This is a genomic window from Neobacillus niacini (assembly GCF_046591715.1).
Taxonomy (GTDB): domain Bacteria; phylum Bacillota; class Bacilli; order Bacillales; family Cytobacillaceae; genus Neobacillus; species Neobacillus niacini_L.
In genome coordinates, this window is the sequence record NZ_JAWVNQ010000010.1 from 36,139 (window position 1) to 55,004 (window position 18,866).

16 protein-coding genes and 1 other annotated feature are annotated in these 18,866 nt (G+C 39.9%); of the genes, 12 read left to right on the forward strand and 4 right to left on the reverse strand.

Annotated features, from left to right (window positions below):
* The first annotated feature begins 186 nt into the window (after positions 1-186).
* On the forward strand, positions 187-1,488 hold the full coding sequence (gene murC / locus SFC47_RS19835; protein ID WP_411256146.1) for a UDP-N-acetylmuramate--L-alanine ligase: 1,302 nt from the start codon (positions 187-189) through the stop codon (positions 1,486-1,488).
* A gap of 43 nt (positions 1,489-1,531) precedes the next feature.
* On the opposite strand, the gene SFC47_RS19840 is transcribed toward murC, so the two are convergent.
* A complete protein-coding gene (locus SFC47_RS19840; RefSeq protein ID WP_411256147.1) occupies positions 1,532-2,647 on the reverse strand; it encodes an aminopeptidase in 1,116 nt (371 codons plus the stop codon).
* Between the two features lie 216 nt (positions 2,648-2,863).
* Here SFC47_RS19840 and SFC47_RS19845 point away from each other — a divergent pair, with 216 nt between their 5' ends.
* The 5 genes from SFC47_RS19845 (at position 2,864) to ccpA (ending at position 6,861) form a co-directional block, all read left to right on the forward strand.
* Entirely contained in the window at positions 2,864-3,325 is a 462-nt protein-coding gene (locus tag SFC47_RS19845; RefSeq protein ID WP_411256148.1) for a DUF948 domain-containing protein, read from the forward strand.
* A gap of 30 nt (positions 3,326-3,355) precedes the next feature.
* The gene (locus tag SFC47_RS19850) at positions 3,356-3,727 is read left to right on the forward strand and encodes a YtxH domain-containing protein (protein WP_411256149.1); all 372 of its coding nucleotides are present in this window, start codon (positions 3,356-3,358) and stop codon (positions 3,725-3,727) included.
* Positions 3,728-3,814: 87 nt separating this feature from the next.
* Positions 3,815-4,147: a bacillithiol system redox-active protein YtxJ gene (gene ytxJ / locus SFC47_RS19855; protein WP_411256150.1), complete on the forward strand. Its 333-nt coding sequence runs from the start codon at positions 3,815-3,817 to the stop codon at positions 4,145-4,147.
* 230 nt (positions 4,148-4,377) lie between these two features.
* A complete protein-coding gene (locus SFC47_RS19860) occupies positions 4,378-5,454 on the forward strand; it encodes a bifunctional 3-deoxy-7-phosphoheptulonate synthase/chorismate mutase (protein WP_411256152.1) in 1,077 nt (358 codons plus the stop codon).
* A gap of 408 nt (positions 5,455-5,862) precedes the next feature.
* Positions 5,863-6,861, forward strand: coding sequence for a catabolite control protein A (ccpA, locus tag SFC47_RS19865; RefSeq protein ID WP_411256153.1), 999 nt, complete (start codon positions 5,863-5,865; stop codon positions 6,859-6,861).
* A 44-nt stretch (positions 6,862-6,905) separates the two neighbouring features.
* Here ccpA and acsA read toward each other — a convergent pair whose 3' ends face one another.
* A complete protein-coding gene (gene acsA / locus SFC47_RS19870) occupies positions 6,906-8,624 on the reverse strand; it encodes an acetate--CoA ligase (RefSeq protein WP_411256155.1) in 1,719 nt (572 codons plus the stop codon).
* A 200-nt stretch (positions 8,625-8,824) separates the two neighbouring features.
* Between acsA and SFC47_RS19875 the strand changes: the two genes are divergently transcribed.
* Genes SFC47_RS19875 through SFC47_RS19885 form a run of 3 tightly spaced genes read left to right on the forward strand, consistent with a single transcriptional unit; the run spans position 8,825 to position 11,308 of the window.
* On the forward strand, positions 8,825-9,457 hold the full coding sequence (locus SFC47_RS19875) for a GNAT family N-acetyltransferase (RefSeq protein ID WP_411256156.1): 633 nt from the start codon (positions 8,825-8,827) through the stop codon (positions 9,455-9,457).
* 31 nt (positions 9,458-9,488) lie between these two features.
* A complete protein-coding gene (locus SFC47_RS19880; RefSeq protein WP_411256157.1) occupies positions 9,489-10,136 on the forward strand; it encodes an acetoin utilization AcuB family protein in 648 nt (215 codons plus the stop codon).
* Positions 10,133-11,308 (forward strand): acetoin utilization protein AcuC, encoded by a 1,176-nt coding sequence (locus SFC47_RS19885; protein ID WP_411256159.1) that lies wholly within the window; start codon positions 10,133-10,135, stop codon positions 11,306-11,308. The genes SFC47_RS19880 and SFC47_RS19885 overlap by 4 nt, the downstream gene beginning before the upstream one ends.
* 31 nt (positions 11,309-11,339) lie before the next feature.
* Here the strand turns inward: SFC47_RS19885 and SFC47_RS19890 are convergent, their stop codons facing one another.
* A complete protein-coding gene (locus SFC47_RS19890; protein ID WP_411256161.1) occupies positions 11,340-14,087 on the reverse strand; it encodes a transglycosylase domain-containing protein in 2,748 nt (915 codons plus the stop codon).
* 145 nt (positions 14,088-14,232) lie between these two features.
* Positions 14,233-14,450: a binding site (T-box leader), on the forward strand.
* Between the two features lie 54 nt (positions 14,451-14,504).
* Between SFC47_RS19890 and tyrS the strand changes: the two genes are divergently transcribed.
* Together tyrS and SFC47_RS19900 are read left to right on the forward strand one after the other, a co-directional pair.
* Complete coding sequence (gene tyrS / locus SFC47_RS19895) at positions 14,505-15,761, forward strand: tyrosine--tRNA ligase (protein WP_411256163.1); 1,257 nt, start codon at positions 14,505-14,507, stop codon at positions 15,759-15,761.
* A gap of 750 nt (positions 15,762-16,511) precedes the next feature.
* Positions 16,512-16,700 carry a DUF6954 family protein gene (locus tag SFC47_RS19900; RefSeq protein ID WP_411256164.1) on the forward strand — a complete coding sequence of 63 codons (189 nt, stop codon included), beginning with the start codon at positions 16,512-16,514 and terminating at the stop codon, positions 16,698-16,700.
* Between the two features lie 41 nt (positions 16,701-16,741).
* Here SFC47_RS19900 and rpsD read toward each other — a convergent pair whose 3' ends face one another.
* On the reverse strand, positions 16,742-17,344 hold the full coding sequence (gene rpsD / locus SFC47_RS19905) for a 30S ribosomal protein S4 (RefSeq protein ID WP_411256166.1): 603 nt from the start codon (positions 17,342-17,344) through the stop codon (positions 16,742-16,744).
* A gap of 317 nt (positions 17,345-17,661) precedes the next feature.
* Here rpsD and megL point away from each other — a divergent pair, with 317 nt between their 5' ends.
* Positions 17,662-18,849: a methionine gamma-lyase gene (gene megL, locus SFC47_RS19910; RefSeq protein WP_411256168.1), complete on the forward strand. Its 1,188-nt coding sequence runs from the start codon at positions 17,662-17,664 to the stop codon at positions 18,847-18,849.
* The last annotated feature ends 17 nt before the right edge of the window (positions 18,850-18,866 follow it).

Below are 18,866 nucleotides of genomic sequence, written 5' to 3' on the forward strand. Positions count from 1 at the left end.
GTTAGCAGACTAAAGTATTTTGATGTCTAGCTGCACAAAGGGATGCTTCGTTGGTTAGACATCGCACGAAGGAAAAGTGAGAACTTTTCCGAGGAGCGCCTAGGCGCTTCCGCTTTTCGTTATTAGCATTTCAAGATAGATGTCATATACTGTTTTACAGATAGACGTTGGTTGGAGGTTCTTTATATGACTATTTACCATTTTGTAGGTATAAAGGGGTCAGGAATGAGTGCATTAGCACAAGTTCTCCATGATATGAATTTCGATGTGCAAGGCTCCGATGTCGAAAAGCGCTTTTTTACTCAACTGGCCCTTGAGGAATCAGGAATAAAGATTCTCCCCTTTCAAAAGGAAAACATAAAACCGGGGATGACTATTATTGCTGGTAATGCGTTTCCTGATACACATGAGGAAATTCAGGAAGCCATGAAGCTCGGACTGCCAATTGTTCGCTACCACCGATTTTTAGGCGATTTTATGCAAAATTTTACTAGTGTGGCTGTAACAGGTGCACACGGTAAAACGTCTACCACTGGATTGCTTGCCCATGTCATTAAGGGGGCAAAGCCGACTTCATTCTTAATTGGTGACGGTACAGGCAAGGGCGAGGCAGAATCTAAATATTTTGTTTTCGAAGCCTGTGAATATAGAAGACACTTTTTGTCCTATTTTCCAGATTATGCAATCATGACAAATATAGATTTCGATCACCCGGATTATTTTGCGAATATTGATGATGTTTTTTCAGCATTCCAGGAAATGGCCGTTCAGGTGAAGAAAGGGATATTTGCATACGGGGATGATGAACAGCTTCAAAAGATTCAGGCAAAGGTCCCGGTATTGTTCTATGGGTTTGATGAGGAAAATGATTACCAAGCCAAGAATCTTGTGAAAAGTACCAGTGGAACTACCTTTGATGTATTTATTCGCAACACCTTCTATGATACATTTACGATCCCTACTTTCGGTGAGCATAGTGTTTTAAATGCGCTTGCTGTCATTGGGGTATGCCACTATGAAGAAATTGATGCTTCCATTGTGAAGGAACAATTGAGCTCCTTCCAGGGAGTTAAACGAAGATTTACAGAAAAACGAATTGGATCACAAATTTTGATTGACGATTATGCCCATCATCCGACAGAAATCAAAGCTACCATTGATGCGGCCAATCAAAAATATCCAGACAGGGAAATTGTAGCTGTATTTCAGCCGCACACCTTTTCCAGAACTCAAGCATTTCTAGAAGATTTTGCAAAAAGCTTGAGGCTGGCCGATAAGACGTATCTATGTGAAATTTTTGGCTCTGCACGAGAAAACCATGGAAAACTGACAATCAATGACCTGCAATCAAAAATTGAAGGTGCAGAAATATTGTCAGAAGAAAATACTTCTCTGTTAGGAAAACATCAAAATAGTGTAATCATTTTTATGGGTGCGGGAGATATTCAAAAATTCCAGGAATCCTATGAAAATCAGCTTACCCTATAATAAAAAAGGATGCCCGTAGTGAAACGGACATCCTTTTTTAGTTTTATTTTAGGTTTTCAGGATTTAAACCCTCAAGTTCAGGAATCACGAAAAGTCCATCTTTGCGAATTAATACATCATCGAAATAGATTTCTCCCCCGCCATATTCCGGACGCTGAATGTTAACCATATCCCAGTGAATATTGGAATGGTTCCCGTTAAAGGCTTCATCATAGCATTGACCTGGAGTTAAGTGGAAGCTGCCAGCGATTTTTTCATCAAATAATATATCTTGCATCGGATTTAAGATGAATGGGTTTACACCAATAGCAAACTCCCCAACGTAGCGTGCGCCTTCATCTGTATCAAATATTTTATTGATTCGCTCTGTATCATTTGCAACAGCCTCGACAATTTTTCCATCCTTAAAAGTAAGTTTTACATTTTCAAAAGTAAATCCTTGGTAAGGTGAAGGGGTATTATATGTAATAACTCCATTTACTGAATCACGAACAGGTGCCGTATAAACCTCACCATCAGGAATATTTGCAAGGCCGGCACACTTAATTGCCGGTATATCTTTAATGGAGAAGCTAAGGTCTGTACCTGGGCCTGTGAGGCGGACTTTATCTGTACGGTTCATCAATTGTACAAGACTGTCCATCGCTTTATCCATTTTCCCATAATCCAAATTACAAACATCAAAATAAAAGTCTTCAAAGGCTTCCGTACTCATTTTTGCTAATTGAGCCATGTTTGATGTTGGATAGCGAAGAACAACCCATTTTGTTTTTGGTACACGGATGTCGCGGTGAACCTTTTTACCAATTGTATTTCCATGAATCTTAATTTTATCGTCAGGCACATCTGCATGTTCGTTAATGTTATCGCCAGAACGAAGACCTATGTATGCGTCCATTTTGCCCATTACATTTGCTTCAAAATCAGCGATCATATTAAATTGCTCTTCCTGTGCACCAAGAAGTAGGGCACGATCTACTTGCTGATCCTTAAGAAGTACGAATGGGTAGCCGCCTGCAAGATAGGCTTCTTTCACAAGTGCTGTAACAAGCTCGCGCTGAAGACCAAAGTTTTCAATTAAAACTTTTTCACCTTTTTTAAGTTCAACTGAGTAGTTAATTAAATTTTTTGCTAGTTTTTCAATACGCGGGTCTTTCATGTGATTACATTCCTCCAACAAAAAAAGTTATAATACATATTTATTGTAACCGATTCATCTAGAAAGTGATAAAAATTCTACTTAAGGGGAAAAGGTATTGGATTCCTATGCAGGAAAATGAGACAATTATCTTGAAGTAGTATAAGATACCTTTCTACGTTTAACACCGCGATAGATAGGTAATACATAATGGTATATATGCGGAGGTAAAGACCAATGGAAATTATTTTATACTTAAGCGTCGCATTGATAGCAATTGCCTTTTTAGTGCTAGTTATTTACGCAGCAAAAACCTTAAAATCACTGCAGGAAACGCTGGGAAGTGTTTCAAAAACGCTAATTGGATTAGAAAAACAGTTGGATGGTGTCACACAAGAAACCACTGAACTCTTACAAAAGACTAATGCTCTTGCAGATGATATTGGAGAGAAGACAAAGAGTCTAAACAGTGTTGTAACTGCAGTAAAAGAAGTTGGCACAACCGTAAATAAATTCAATGGTTCGTTAAAAAACTTAACAGATTCGTTTGAGATACAAGTAGAAGAAAACAAAGAAAAAGTCTCCCAAATTGTCCAATGGACGAACGTTTTCCTAGAACTAAAGGACAAATGGAACGCTAAGAAAAAAGAAAAAGAAGAACCCAGAACCGAAGAAATTAAAAGAATTAGATCTAGGTAGTATTTATTTTATATAAGGGAGGAATCCATTATGGGTAAGGATTATGAAAGCAGAGAACTAAATCAAAACAAAAGCGAAGACTCTTCAAGCAGTTTTTTATTGGGAGCACTGATTGGCGGATTAGTGGGTGCCGCAGCAGCCATTTTCTTAGCTCCTAAAACAGGTAAAGACCTCAGGAGCACCCTTAACAACCAAGCAGAAACCCTAAAGGAAAAAACAGTTCAACTCGTTAAAAAAACAAAATCATCACAAGAGGATGTAGAAGAAGAAGGTCACTACATTTCTATTGGAGAATTAAAAAGCCCAAAACAGGAAACTCCGGTAGATGAATTGGCAATAAGAAAAAAATTAGAAGAAGCAAAAAAGGCGTTAGAAGAGGAAGAATATAAAGTAACACATTAAGAGTTTGTGATAACTAATCTAATTATTTGTATCAAAAACGGTGAAGTGATAGAATGGCTTCACCGTTTATATTTTGGAGGATAGAATATGTTGAAAAAAATCGATACTTTAGAACAATTTGAAGAATTATTAAAGAAGGAAGACAAATTTTTTATCTTGAAACATAGCTTAACATGTCCGATCAGTCATGCGGCTTTTCAGGAATATGAAAAATACGCAGAGTCGAATCAAGGCGTACCAGCCTATTATTTAGCAGTACAAGAAGCACGCCCTTTATCGAATGAAATTGCTGAGAAATTCGAAATTAAACATGAATCTCCACAAGCGCTGTTGATTGAGAGTGGTTCAGCAGTATGGAATGCTTCTCACTGGAAGATCACAAATCGTGCCTTAACAACTGCAATTAGTGAAAATAAATAGGCATTAAATCATTACCTCAGCATAGAATGACTTATTATACAGCATTTTGCTTTAGTGCTTAAAAGCGTTTAATCATTAAAGAAAAATACGTGACAAAGCAAATCTTTTCAGCTATAATTAAGCCTAATTATTGAATTATTAAAAAATTTATTAATAAGGGAGCTAGCAGACAGTAGTTAGAATAGATCTTTGTGATAATCTGTCATGCTATGAAAGGACGGGGACAAAATATGAGCAAAAATAATTTGGAACTATTAAGGACACGTGTCGATGATCTGAACTTAGAATTATTGAAATTAATTAATGAAAGAGCTCAACTCGTCCAAGAGATTGGGAAAGCGAAAGAAACACAAGGAGTTTACAAATACGATCCTGTCCGTGAAAGAAAAATGCTTGATTTAATTAAAGAGCATAATGATGGCCCTTTTGATAATGCAACAATTGATCATTTATTCAAGGAAATTTTTAAGGCTGGACTAGGCTTGCAAAAAGATGACCATCAAAAGGCACTTCTTGTCTCTAGAAAAAAGAAGCCTGAAAATACAATTGTGAATTTAAAAGGTGAAACCGTCGGGGATGGAAAGCAGCATTTTGTTTTTGGTCCGTGTGCAGTTGAGTCTTATGAACAAGTTGCAACAGTTGCAAAAGCAATGAAAGAAAAAGGCTTAAAACTGCTTCGCGGCGGTGCGTATAAGCCTAGGACATCTCCTTATGATTTCCAAGGGCTGGGAGTGGAAGGCTTAAAAATTCTAAAGCGTGTGGCTGATGAGTATGACATGGCTGTTATTAGTGAAATTGTAAACCCTGCTGATATTGAAATGGCAATTGATTATATTGATGTAATCCAAATTGGCGCCCGTAACATGCAAAACTTTGAATTATTAAAAGCGGCAGGTGCAGTGAATAAGCCGGTTCTTTTAAAACGAGGTATTTCTGCAACTATCGAGGAATTTATTAATGCTGCAGAATACATTATGGCTCAAGGAAATGGCCAAATCATTCTTTGCGAACGTGGTATTCGTACCTACGAACGGGCAACTAGAAATACGCTTGATATTTCTGCAGTTCCAATTCTTAAGCAAGAAACACATTTACCTGTTATGGTGGATGTTACTCATTCAACTGGTCGAAGAGATTTACTGCTTCCAGCTGCTAAAGCAGCGCTTGCTATTGGAGCGGATGGTGTTATGGCTGAGGTTCATCCAGACCCAGCAGTGGCACTATCTGATGCACAACAGCAAATGAACCTAGATCAGTTTAATACCTTCTATAACGAACTGCTCGCATCTAACCTAGTTAGAATTTAATGAAATAACAAAGACCCTCTGCAGCGTTGCATTGGGTCTTTTTATTAAGGCTGTGTTAAAGGATACTGTTGATTTTAGAACCTGTTGATTGGAGCGGAAGGCGCTTGACTCCTGCGGGATGACGAGCACCGTAAGACCCCGCAGTAGCGAAGCTGCGAGGAGGCTTACGGGCGAGCCCGCGGAAAGCATAGCGCCTGGAGCGCAAATCAACAGCCTAGTTTAACACAGCCACTACAAAAATAATGAAAATAAGTGAAAATGAGAACAAATATCATTGCGACTTGTTTGGACTTGTCGTATGATTAAATACATATAAAAGTTTGTATATTTTATCACAATGACTAAATTAGTGAAAAATGCTGTAAAATAAAGAAAAATACGCATCGTGTCTAAGGAGAGTGTTAAAACGTGAATATTACAATTTATGATGTTGCTCGTGAAGCAAATGTTTCAATGGCAACAGTTTCACGTGTAGTCAATGGAAATCCAAATGTAAAACCTGTTACTAGAAAAAAAGTTTTAGAAGTCATCGATCGACTTGGTTATCGTCCTAATGCTGTAGCAAGGGGATTAGCTAGTAAAAAGACCACCACTGTCGGGGTAGTCATTCCCGATATTTCGAATATTTTCTTTGCTGAACTAGCCCGTGGAATCGAAGATATCGCAACCATGTATAAATACAATATTATTTTAAGCAATTCCGACCAAAACAAAGAAAAAGAATTGCACCTATTAAACACCATGTTAGGTAAACAAGTTGATGGAATTGTATTTATGAGTGGAAATATCACTGGAGATCATGTAGAGGAATTTTCAAAGTCGCCAGTACCTATTGTTTTAGCTGGATCTATCGAAGAGTCTGAGCAGATTCCTTCTGTAAATATAGATTATGAGCAAGCTGTTTATGACTCTGTGAAGGAGTTTATTGACAAAGGTCATAAAAATATTGCATTTGTAGTTGGACCATTACAGGAGCCAAGGAATATCCATAAAAAACTAAAGGGATATCAACGGGCCCTCGCGGAAGCTGGTCTAGATTACAACGAGTCACTGATTGTAGAAGGTGACTACACCTATGACTCAGGCTTAGAAGCATTCGATAAATTATTAGAAGCTCCTAATAGACCAACAGCCATACTTGTTGGTTCAGATGAAATGGCACTTGGTGTCGTTCATGGTGCTGAGGATAAAGGTTATAAAATTCCTGAAGACTTTGAAGTTATCACATCAGATAATACCAGACTTTCGTTAATGGTTCGCCCGCAACTGACAACAATCGTTCAGCCTTTGTACGATATCGGAGCTGTGGCTATGCGTTTACTCACTAAATTAATGAATAAAGAAGAGGTAGAAGAGCAAACTGTAGTTCTTCCACATCGCATAGAGCACCGCCAATCGACTAAATAAAATGAAGAAAGGAAGCGCCATTTGTTTTGGCGCTTCCTTCTTTTTTAATCTTCCATCGTAGAGAGGTCGCCTGTTGGCAGGTTAAGTTCCCACGCTTTTAAGACACGTCTCATAATTTTACCGCTTCTTGTTTTCGGAAGCTTATCCCGGAAATCAATTTCCCTTGGTGCAGCATGTGCTGCAAGTCCTTTTTTAACAAAAAGCCTAATTTCTTCTTTAAGCTCATCTGAAGCAACATAGCCGTCTCTTAGGGCAATAAAAGCTTTAATAATTTCGCCGCGGACAGGGTCTGGCTTCCCAATTACTCCAGCTTCAGCAATTGCTGGATGCTCAACAAGTTTGCTTTCCACTTCAAATGGACCAACGCGCTCCCCAGAGGTCATGATTACATCATCTACACGCCCTTGGAACCAGAAATATCCATCCTCATCCATATAGGCGGAATCACCAGAGAAATACCATCCAGTTGGCATAAAGTAAGAGTCATATTTTTCAGGGTTATTCCAAATGGTGTGCATCATGGATGGCCAGCCTTTCTTAATAGCCAGATTCCCCATGCGGTAAGGTGGAAGTTCATTGCCTTGGTCATCTACAATCGCAGCCACAACACCTGGAATAGGTTTACCCATTGAACCAGGTTTGATTTCCATACAAGGGTAGTTACTAATAAGCTGTGCACCGGTTTCTGTCATCCACCAGTTATCATGAATTCTCTTGTTAAAGACCTTCACGCCCCATTTTACTACCTCAGGGTTTAATGGCTCTCCAACACTTAAAACATGGCGCAGACTGCTTAAATTGTATTTTTTAACGATCTCATCACCAGCGCCCATTAACATCCGGAATGCGGTTGGAGCACTATACCAAACGCTGACACCGAAGTCCTCAATCATTTTGTACCATGTATCAGGGCTGAACCGGCCGCCAACGATTAAGTTAGATGTTCCTGTCAGCCATGGACCGAAAATACCATATGAGGTCCCTGTAACCCAGCCTGGGTCTGCTGTACACCAATATACATCCTCTTCTTTCAAGTCTAGAACCCATTTGGCAGTTTGATATTGCTGGATCATTGCATTATGTACATGCAATACCCCTTTTGGCTTGCCTGTGGAACCTGAAGTATAGTGAAGAATGAGACCATCTGTACGATCTACCCACTCAATTCGCAGCTGATTGCTAGCACTTTCAAATTTTTTCAGAAAGTCGAGGTAAGGTCCATTTTCTTCAATATCTTGTCCGACTAGGAAAATGTGTTTTAATGCTGGCAGTTCATCGACAGGTACGCGGTCTAACAATTCAGGAGTGGTAACCAGCACTTTCGCTTCGCTATCCTGCAGGCGATCCCTTACTGCGCCCTCCATGAAAGCCTCAAATAACGGGCCGACAATTGCTCCCAGCTTAATTGCTCCTAAAACAGTAAAATATAGTTCTGGTGACCTTGGCATAAAAATAAATACCCGGTCTCCTTTTTCTACATCACCGTATGCTTTTAGGACATTACCAGCTTTATTTGAAAGCTCTTTCATTTCTTTGAAAGTATACTTTTCATTTCTGTTATGATCGCGATAATAAAGGGCTACCTTATTTTTTCGGAAAGTTTCTACATGGCGGTCAATCGCCTCATATGCCATGTTTACAAGTCCTGTTTCATGCCAGGAGAATTCCTTTTCCGTTTCTTCCCAACTGAAATTCTTATACTTCTCATCATAATTTGCTAGGTTATGCTCTCCCTGCATCACTGGCAGCTTTTCCACTTTCATTCCATTTCCCCCTTATGCTAGTATGAGATAATTATAGTACAAAAAGTAATTATTCTCAATTTTAAAAAAGTTTTATCGATATCAGAAGATTGTCACATAGTTTTCTAATTAGACAGAAAATTGTGGGAAGAGGCTAAAAAGTGATAGAAATTATGTATAATAGAATCAGATATGCGAATGATTTTTCAGGTGGTGTAGGGATGGAACACAGAAAAACGTATAATGCAAAAGAATTAAAAACTCCCCATGGAAGCTTAATTATTGAAGGTCCAATTTCCCCGGATAAACTGGCGGGTTATGAATTTCACGAACATCTTACTGCTTTTCGTCCTCCAGAGCAGCAGCATACAGCGCTGGTTGGGATTGCCCAGCTTGAAGAAGGCAGAATAATTATTGCGAGGCATCACCATACCATTGTTGGATATGTGACCTACCTTTTTCCAGATCCTCTCGAAAGATGGTCGGAAGACAAAATGGATAACCTGATTGAATTAGGTGCTATTGAGGTAATTCCTCAATTTAGGGGATGCGCGGTAGGAAAGAATCTCCTCACCGTTTCTATGATGGATGATGCCATGGAGGATTACTTAATAATTACGACGGAATATTATTGGCATTGGGATTTAAAGGGAACAGGATTAAATGTTTGGGAGTACCGGAAAATCATGGAGAAAATGATGAATGCCGGCGGCCTGGAGTGGTATGCAACGGATGACCCGGAGATTTGTTCTCACCCTGCAAATTGCCTTATGGCAAGAATTGGAAAAAGGGTCGATATGGAGACAGTTCAAAGGTTTGACCGGCTTCGGTTTATGAATCGTTTTATGTATTAATACGCAATTTTAGGTTAAGGGGGGCTTTTGGATGATTGTGGAAGAAATCATGAAAACGGAGATTGTTACGGTTACACCGGCTGTTTCAATTGCTGAAACGATGAGATTAATGGAAGCGAAGAAAATAAGGCATATACCTGTAATAAATAAAGAACAACAAGTTGTAGGAATAGTAACTTTGTCAGATATCCGCGATGCTGCTCCATCTATTTTCCGTGCTGACGAACATGTAGAGGACCTTCAAAAACCTGTTGACACCATTATGAAAAAAGACGTTATCACTGGTCATCCGCTTGATTTTGTAGAGGAAATTGCAGCACTCTTTTATGAGCATAAAATTGGCTGCCTGCCAATTACAAACGACCGGAAATTAGTAGGAATTGTGACGGAGACAGATTTGCTCCGAACATTGGTTGAGTTGACAGGCGCCCATCAGCCTGGTTCTCAAATTGAGATTCGGGTTCCTAATCTTGCAGGAAAATTAAGTGAGATTACGAGTATTATAAAGCAGAGAAAAGCAAACATTTTGAGTGTCCTTGTTTACCCTGATAAAAAGGATGACCAATTCAAAATACTTGTCATTCGATTACAAACCATGAATCCGACCGCTCTTATCCAGGATTTAAAACAATCAGGGCATGACGTGTTATGGCCTAACCTGCCAGGTGTATCTTTATGACCGATACATGTTCCTTTGTATTTTCAGAAGAACTGCTAAATTATAAGTTCAGCAGTAACCATCCTTTTAATCAATTTCGACTTAAACTAACAGTAGATTTATTACATAAATTAAATGCCCTGGAACATCATCAAATCGTTCCTCCAAGAATGGCAACAGACGAAGAACTTGCCCTTGTTCATGATCCAAGTTATATTGATGCTGTAAAAATGGCAGGACAGGGACAACTTCCACAGCATGTCGCTGAGAACTATGGAATAGGAACGGAAGATACCCCGATATTTCCTAATATGCATGAAGCGAGCGCTTTATTAGTGGGAGGAACCCTTACGGCTGTCGATCAAGTCATGACAGGACAGGCAGCCCATGCCCTTCACTTAGGAGGAGGCTTGCATCATGGCTTTCGAGGAAAAGCTTCTGGATTCTGTATTTATAATGATAGTTCAGTAGCGATTAAATATCTGCAAAATAAGTATAATGCTAGAGTTCTATATGTTGATACTGATGCACATCATGGAGACGGTGTACAGTGGTCTTTTTACGATGATCCTGATGTCTGCTCATTATCCATACATGAAACAGGAAGATATCTCTTCCCAGGTACTGGTAATGTAAATGAGAGGGGTCAAGGAAAGGGGTATGGTTATTCCTTTAATATTCCAGTAGATGCATTTACAGAGGATGAATCATGGCTCCATGCCTATACCGAGTCGCTTAAGGAAGTTGCCGAGTTCTTTAAACCGGATGTCATCCTGACTCAAAATGGGGCTGACTCCCATTATTATGACCCTTTAACCCATTTATCAGCGACCATGAAAATCTATCGTGAAATTCCAAAGCTTGCACATGAAATTGCCCATCAATATTGCGGCGGCAGATGGATTGCAGTCGGCGGCGGAGGCTATGATATTTGGAGGGTTGTTCCGAGGGCTTGGGCACTTCTATGGATGGAAATGATTGAAAACTCAAACTGTTATGGAAGTTTGCCGCAGAACTGGATTGATGAGTGGCAGTCAAAAGCTCCAGTCAGTCTGCCGTTCGAATGGGATGACCCGGAAGATATGTATAAACCAATCCCGAGAAAAGCGGAAATAACGGAAAAAAATTTACTTACTCTTGAAAAAGCGCTATATCCTATTAAAAGTAACAAAAAAAGTGAATCCAAAAAATAAGGAGCTTGGAAAATTCCAAGCTCCTTTAAAATTATTCTTCAGGTGTTACCGTTACCCCAATATCCACTTTATTAGATGGCGCGGATTCCTTCCCTGCGATATCCACAGCAGTTACCTGGTATGAACCGTTAGAGGCTGAAAAGGAAAGACTTGAACCATTCTTGATACTGGCAACCTTTTTTCCATTTTGATAGACGCGGTATCCAACAATATCATTGTCACCTGGTGCTGACCAGATTAAATTGTTCCCTGATAATGACAGGGTTACACCGTCCGGGCGTTTTCCATTATCTACAATTTTATCATTAGGAACCAGGATCTTACTCCATCGATCCGTCTTAGGAATTAGCTGGCTTGGATTGCTGAAATTCTTACCAACCATGCGGGCTATAAAGTCAGGATTTAAGATTACTCCCTGCTGTGAAAATTCAGCCGGTGTTGAATCTAATGCAAGATACTTCTTGTCGCCAATTTGCACGTAGTTTCCTGCAATTAAGCTATCATCCCGCTTTGTTGGTACATTCTCAGCATTAAAGTAATCACTTGACACTAAACCTGCCTTTGAACAGGCATCAGAAGGCAGTAAACCTGAAACTGCGCAAAACGACCGCTTTACAATTCCAGCTGGTACAGTAAATTGTACATTTGGATTAATTAATTCTGGCTTAATATCATATGCGGCATTTATTAATTCAGCCCACAAGTTGTTGGTTCTCTGGGAGTAAGACATGCCGCCGGTTTTTAGTGATTTAGGCGTATCGTAGCCTGTCCAGATTCCGAATGTTACACTAGGATTGGTTGCTACAAACCAAGCATCATAGAACTCGTGTCCTGTTCCAGTTTTACCTGCCCAATCTGCTCTAAACTTCAATTTACTATTGATACCAGCTGCTGTACCGCCTGATTTAATTACATCACGCATCATATCGACAGTTAAAAATGCCGTCTGCGGCTTAAATACATCGACAGGCTTCACTTCATGCTGATAGATTGTTTTACCGTTTTTATCAACAATTTTTTCAATCATATAGGCATCAATAAATTTACCTTCATTTGCAAAGGTACTAAACGCATTGGTGTTTTCTTCAACCGTTACCCCATTTTTCATTGACCCAATTGAGGTCGCAAGGTTGGTATAATCCTCACTTCTTAGGGAAGTAAAGCCCATTTTTTCAAGATATTTCGCAGGCTGCTGGTCAATAATATCTTTGTAAAGTTTAACCGCAGGTACGTTGTAAGATCTTTTTAATGCATGTCTGGCTGAGGTAATTCCGCTGTATCTCTTGTCATAGTTGTTCGGCCAAGGTCTTGAAATGGTAGGTTCGAGCCTTAAAGCTACATCCGGTAAAGGTGTGCCTGGTGAGGCTTTCCCCAATTCAATGGCTGGTGCATAAACCAGTAAGGGCTTCATGGTCGACCCATTTTGACGGATAGCGCTGGTCGCATGATTAAGCTCCTGTTTATTATGGTCTCGACCGCCAACAAAACTGATAATTTTTCCAGTTTTATTCTCGATTAGCATAGCACCGACTTCAACCGGCTCCATGACTGTAATTGTTTCCCCAGTTTCTGGATCCTGTTTTTCTTCAGGTTTATCAGGTCCGTAGTTAGGGTAGTTATTCTTTACTACTTGGAAGGCATCATATATATCTTTATTAATAGTTGTGTGAATTTCGTATCCATTTTGTTTTAAGTTTTGCTTGGCTATTGTTTGGAATTGATAAAAAAGATTTTCATCTTCCTTTAAATCTTTTTCTTCATAGCCTTCATCTTTCGCCAATGCCACGGTTAGTACTTCAACTGCCCGCTTTTCAATTTCAAAAGATAAATATGGATATTTTTCGAGCGGATTGTCGCCTGCTGGAATAAAATCCTTTGTAATATCGTAAGAGGAGGCTTCAGCATATTGCTTTTCATCAATATGACCGCCATCATACATTCTTTTTAGAACGGTTTTCATTCGGGTAAGCCCAGGTTCTAAATTGTTTTTCACAGTACCCTCTCTTGTAAAAGGGGTATACCCAAAGGGACTTTGCGGCAAACCTGCAATAAAGGCAGCTTGTGGCAGGGTTAATTCGCTGGCATTCTTTCCGAAGATTCCATTTGCCGCAGCCTGAACACCGCCGATATTCTTACCGGATGAGTTTCTGCCGAATGTAGAAACGTTTAAGTAGGCTTCAAGTATTTCTTTTTTGCTGAAGAATTTTTCTAGACGAAGGGCGAGCAAAATTTCATTTGCTTTTCTAGAGAATGAGACTTCGTTCGTTAAGATTTGGTTTTTAATTAACTGCTGTGTTAAGGTACTGCCGCCGGATTGTACAGCAGAGTTTGTTACTTCTTGGAAAAGTGCACGAAAGACTGCTTTTGGCACAACTCCTTTGTGTTTATAAAAATACTCGTCTTCTGTTGCAATTACTGCTTTAACCAAGTAATCTGAAACCTGGTCAATTTTCACTTCTTCCCGTTCGAGATCTGTACGCAGCTTTCCAAGATAGACATTGTCAGAAAAGTATAAGTCCGATGTTTCTGTATAATTATAAATGTCTTTCTTCATACTGTCATAAGACCGGACAGGTTCGTCCTTTACAAGCGAGGCAAAGTATCCTGCTCCCACACCACCTGCAAATGCTCCTCCAAGAATCACGACTGTCATTAACAGCAGTAAAAGGTTCCAAAAGACCTGGTACGTTATTCGTGCACTTTTTACTGTTCTTTTATGAGTAAACAAGTTGGTTATGGACTTTATTTTCTTGATCCACGCTTGAAAATTATCATTCATAGAATCACCTCTTTTAAAATCACATATATTATAGCATAATGACGATTGTAAAAATGACAAACTTCTACATTTTTCTGATATTACCAGTTCTTGTTTGACAGCGGAAATAAATTATGGTAAAAATTCTATAAGTTATTAATTTAATAAACAAGCTATGAAGGGAATCTATTGTAGGTCTTCTATCCCTGTTTTTAGAGAGTCAGCGGCTGGTGAAAGCTGACACAAATAGAAGAGTGAATTACGTCCCAGAGCTTTCTCCGTGAACTAATATAGTAGCGGGGAACGGTCTAAACCGTTAATTTTTATGAGTTGGAGGATTCATTCCTCAAGCCGGGTGGTACCGCGCGTATATGCGTCCCTGCATTTTTGCAGGGGCGCTTTTTGTTGTACTTTTTAAGAATATGGAGGGAAAATGAAATGGATTTATTACAAGATTTACAATGGCGCGGCCTCATCTACCAGCAGACAGATGAAGAGAGCCTTAAGGATTTAATTAGTAAGGAAAGTATCTCGTTATACTGTGGTGCAGATCCGACAGCAGACAGTTTGCATATTGGTCACTTAGTACCGTTTTTAACACTAAGAAGATTTCAGCAGCATGGCCATCGTCCGATTGTTTTAGTAGGTGGTGCGACAGGACTTATTGGAGATCCAAGTGGAAAAAGTGAGGAACGTAACCTGCAAACCTTAGAGGCTGTACAGGAAAATGTAAGAGGGATTCAAAAGCAGTTAGCAGCCATTTTTAACTTTGATGGTGAAAATGGTGCTGTCATGGTAAATAACTATGATTGGGCAGGTTCCATGGATATTGTTACGTTCTTACGTGACATCGGTAAGCACATTGGCGTCAATTACATGCTGGCAAAGGATACAATCGCTTCACGGCTAGAATCAGGGATCTCGTTTACCGAATTTACTTACACGATTTTGCAGGCTATGGACTTCAATCACCTTTACGAAAATTTCAATTGTAAATTACAAGTAGGGGGAAGTGACCAATGGGGCAATATTACTTCCGGACTTGAACTTATCCGGAAAATGCAGCCGGAAGGTTCAAAGGCATATGGTTTAACGATTCCGCTTGTAACCAAAGCGGACGGTACAAAATTTGGGAAAACAGAAGGTGGAGCGGTTTGGCTTGATGCGAAGAAAACGACACCTTATGAATTCTACCAATTCTGGATTAACGCAGCGGATGCAGATGTTGTTAAATACTTGAAATACTTTACTTTCTTGTCTCATGAAGAAATTGAAGCCCTTGAAACATCTGTTCAAGAAGAACCGCATTTACGTAAGGCACAAAAGGCATTAGCTGAGGAAATGACTCGTCTTATTCACGGAGAAGAATCATTGCAGCAGGCGATTAAAATTACCGAAGCTTTATTCAGCGGAGACGTTCGAAGTCTTTCTGCTTCGGAAATACAGCAAGGTTTCAAAGATGTACCATCTTTTAATGCTGCTGATACAGAAGGGAACTTAGTTGACTTATTAGTGGCGGCGAAGATTTCCCCATCCAAGCGTCAAGCTCGTGAAGACATCACAAATGGTGCAGTTACAGTGAACGGCGAACGTATTACAGATACAACCTATGTGCTAAAGGACACTGACCGAATCGAAGGTCAATTTACGATTATTAGAAGAGGGAAAAAGAAATACTCTTTAATTAAATACTAATATAAGAAAACCGGTCTCATTTGTGTCATGAGGTCGGTTTTCTTACTAGTTGACGTAGTTGCTGGTTCGATGAGTTCTCATCATGATGAAAAAGCTGGCTGGATGGTCACTCAAGGAGGTCCTGAGAGCCCGTCGCGATGAAAAAAGAGGTCTGCCGGTCACTCAAGGAGGTCCTGAGTGACCGTTATGATGAAAAATGAGATCTGTCGGTCGCTCACGGAGATCCTGAGAGCCCGTCATGATGAAAAAAGAGGTCTGCCGGTCACTCAAGGAGATCCTGAGAGCCCGTAATGATGAAAAAAGAGGTCTGTCGGTCGCTCAAGGAGGTCCTGAGAGCCCGTCATGATAAAAAAAGAGGTCGGTCGGTCACTCAAGGAGATCCTGAGAGCCCGTAATGATGAAAAAAGAGGTCTGCCGGTCACTCAAAGAGTTCATGAGAGCCCGTCATGATGAAAAAAGAGGTCTGTCGGTCGCTCAAGGAGGTCCTGAGAGCCCGTCATGATAAAAAAAGAGGTCGGTCGGTCACTCAAGGAGATCCTGAGAGCCCGTAACGATGAAAAAAGAGGTCTGTCGGTCACTCAAAGCGCCCCTGAGAGCCGGAACAATAAAAAAACAGGCTGCCTGGTCACTCAAGAAGGTCATAAGAGCCCGTCACAACAACCTAGCATTCATTAGAATATTACACACTATGTAACAACGCACCAATTACAACGACATATATTATAAAGAAGAGAAAAAGGGGGAGATTCTGTGAAGTTTCTGATTCATGCATTTTTTATCATTCTCCTGGTACTCGTAACATTCTTTGGACTAGGTCCCGTACTGTTCGCCGATGGGGTGATACAGGAACGAATTTGGACTGCAGCTGTTGTTGTCGCACTATATGTTTTACTGGCGTTCTTATATTCAAGAGCAATCAAATGGATAAAAAACAAATAAAAAAACCGTGCCACTGCTGGCACGGTTCTTCCTTGAAAAAATTAACGTGAGTAGAACTCGACGATAAGAGTTTCGTTGATTTCAGCTGGTAATTCAGAACGCTCTGGTAAGCGAGTGAAAGTACCTTCAAGCTTGTCTGCATCAAATGTTAAGTAGTCAGGTACGAAGTTGTTAACTTCAACTGCTTCTTTAACAGCAACAAGGTTACGTGATTTTTCACGAAGGCTGATTGTTTGACCAGGAACTAAACGGTATGATGGGATATCTACGCGAGAACCATCAACCAAGATGTGACCGTGGTTAACTAATTGACGAGCTGCACGACGAGTACGAGCTAAACCTAAACGGTAAACTACGTTGTCAAGACGTGATTCAAGCAAGATCATGAAGTTTTCACCGTGAACCCCGCCTAATTTGCCAGCTTTGTCAAATAGATTACGGAATTGACGCTCAGTTACTCCATACATATGACGAAGTTTTTGCTTTTCTTGTAATTGTAATCCGTATTCAGAAAGCTTCTTACGTTGGTTAGGACCGTGTTGTCCTGGAGCGTAAGGACGCTTTTCTAATTCTTTACCTGTGCCGCTTAGTGAGATACCAAGACGACGAGAAATTTTCCAGCTAGAGCCAGTATAACGAGCCATGAATGACTCCTCCTTAGTGTTTTTATTTTGGTAAAATAAAAACCGTTATGAAACATCAATGATAGCCATTTTGTTTTCATGCACCTTCGCCCTAGCAGCAGAGGGTTACAAGATACACCATCATAAGTGAAAATGACTTATGAGGAACAAAATGAATCCATTCACGTGTTCACATAGGCTGCAGTTATTTTACACAAAGGATATTATATAATTTTATTCATTAATGTGTCAAGTTAATTTCAGGAAAATCATTTCACTCTTTGAATAGTATATAGAAACGGATGAAAAGAAAGCGTTTTCAATTAGGAGGATATCACATGGAAAATAAAAATCTTCGCTTTGAAACAGAAGCCATTCACGCTGGTTATCATTCAGGGGAGCATCTTGATAGTTTAGTACCTCCCTTGTATCAAACTTCTACTTATACTTTTGAAAGTGCAGAGCAAGGAGAAAGAAGGTTTGCCGGAGAAGAAGGAGGATTCGTTTATTCCCGGCTTGGAAATCCGACAGTAAAAATCCTCGAAGAAAGGATGGCAAAGCTTGAACAAGGTGAAGCAGCCCTGGCTTTTTCATCAGGAATGGCAGCTGTATCTGCTGTATTGACGGCTTTAACCAAGACCGGGGACCATATCTTGTGTTCAAGAGGTATATATGGCTGTACGTTCGGTTTGCTGCAATTATTAGAAGGGAAATATAACATTAGTCATGACTTTTCTGACATGTCTTCACGAGAAATGCTGGAGGAGGACATCCGGCCAAATACAGCCTGTATATATATTGAAACCCCAATTAATCCAACAATGAAACTGGTTGATTTAGAATTAGTGGCAGCAATCGCAAAACAACGCGGCATTCCTGTTGTAGTGGATAATACTTTTTGCAGTCCTTATTTACAGACACCTATCAGCCTTGGCTGCGATATAGTTCTTCATAGTGCAACAAAATATATTTGCGGACATGGTGATGTCATTGCTGGAATTGTCATTGGAAACAGTGAATTTATTCAAACTGTATCAAGAACCACTCAAAAAGATATGGGCGGTATTATTTCTCCATTTGATGCATGGCTGTTACTAAGGGGATTAAAAACATTGCCTGTTAGGATGGATCGTCACTGTGAAAATGCAAACAGGCTTGTTGAGTTCCTGCGAAGTCATCCAAAGGTTGAAACCATCTACTTTCCTGGTAATAGTGACTTTGTAGAAGATAATTCAATCATGCATAAACAGATGAAAAAGCCCGGTGGATTAATTTCATTTTCAATTAATGGAACAAAGCAGACAGCTCAATTATTTATGAATCAGTTAAAATTAATTAAAATTGCGGTAAGCTTGGGGGATGCAGAGACGTTGATACAGCACCCTGCAACAATGACGCATGCTGTTGTTCCTGAAAATGAACGAAGAAAAATGGGAATTGAGGACACTTTACTCCGGCTGTCTGTGGGATTGGAAGCATGGGAGGATTTAAAGGAAGATATTGAGCAGGCACTAGAGAGAATATAAAAACTCGCCTATTCGGC

Bases quoted from the DNA above. Each gene is read 5' to 3' on its own strand.
- murC (WP_411256146.1), top strand. From the start codon at position 187: ATGACTATTTACCATTTTGTAGGTATAAAGGGGTCAGGAATGAGTGCA.
- SFC47_RS19840 (WP_411256147.1), bottom strand. From the start codon at position 2,647: ATGAAAGACCCGCGTATTGAAAAACTAGCAAAAAATTTAATTAACTAC.
- SFC47_RS19845 (WP_411256148.1), top strand. From the start codon at position 2,864: ATGGAAATTATTTTATACTTAAGCGTCGCATTGATAGCAATTGCCTTT.
- SFC47_RS19850 (WP_411256149.1), top strand. From the start codon at position 3,356: ATGGGTAAGGATTATGAAAGCAGAGAACTAAATCAAAACAAAAGCGAA.
- ytxJ (WP_411256150.1), top strand. From the start codon at position 3,815: ATGTTGAAAAAAATCGATACTTTAGAACAATTTGAAGAATTATTAAAG.
- SFC47_RS19860 (WP_411256152.1), top strand. From the start codon at position 4,378: ATGAGCAAAAATAATTTGGAACTATTAAGGACACGTGTCGATGATCTG.
- acsA (WP_411256155.1), bottom strand. From the start codon at position 8,624: ATGAAAGTGGAAAAGCTGCCAGTGATGCAGGGAGAGCATAACCTAGCA.
- SFC47_RS19875 (WP_411256156.1), top strand. From the start codon at position 8,825: ATGGAACACAGAAAAACGTATAATGCAAAAGAATTAAAAACTCCCCAT.
- SFC47_RS19880 (WP_411256157.1), top strand. From the start codon at position 9,489: ATGATTGTGGAAGAAATCATGAAAACGGAGATTGTTACGGTTACACCG.
- SFC47_RS19885 (WP_411256159.1), top strand. From the start codon at position 10,133: ATGACCGATACATGTTCCTTTGTATTTTCAGAAGAACTGCTAAATTAT.
- SFC47_RS19890 (WP_411256161.1), bottom strand. From the start codon at position 14,087: ATGAATGATAATTTTCAAGCGTGGATCAAGAAAATAAAGTCCATAACC.
- tyrS (WP_411256163.1), top strand. From the start codon at position 14,505: ATGGATTTATTACAAGATTTACAATGGCGCGGCCTCATCTACCAGCAG.
- rpsD (WP_411256166.1), bottom strand. From the start codon at position 17,344: ATGGCTCGTTATACTGGCTCTAGCTGGAAAATTTCTCGTCGTCTTGGT.
- megL (WP_411256168.1), top strand. From the start codon at position 17,662: ATGGAAAATAAAAATCTTCGCTTTGAAACAGAAGCCATTCACGCTGGT.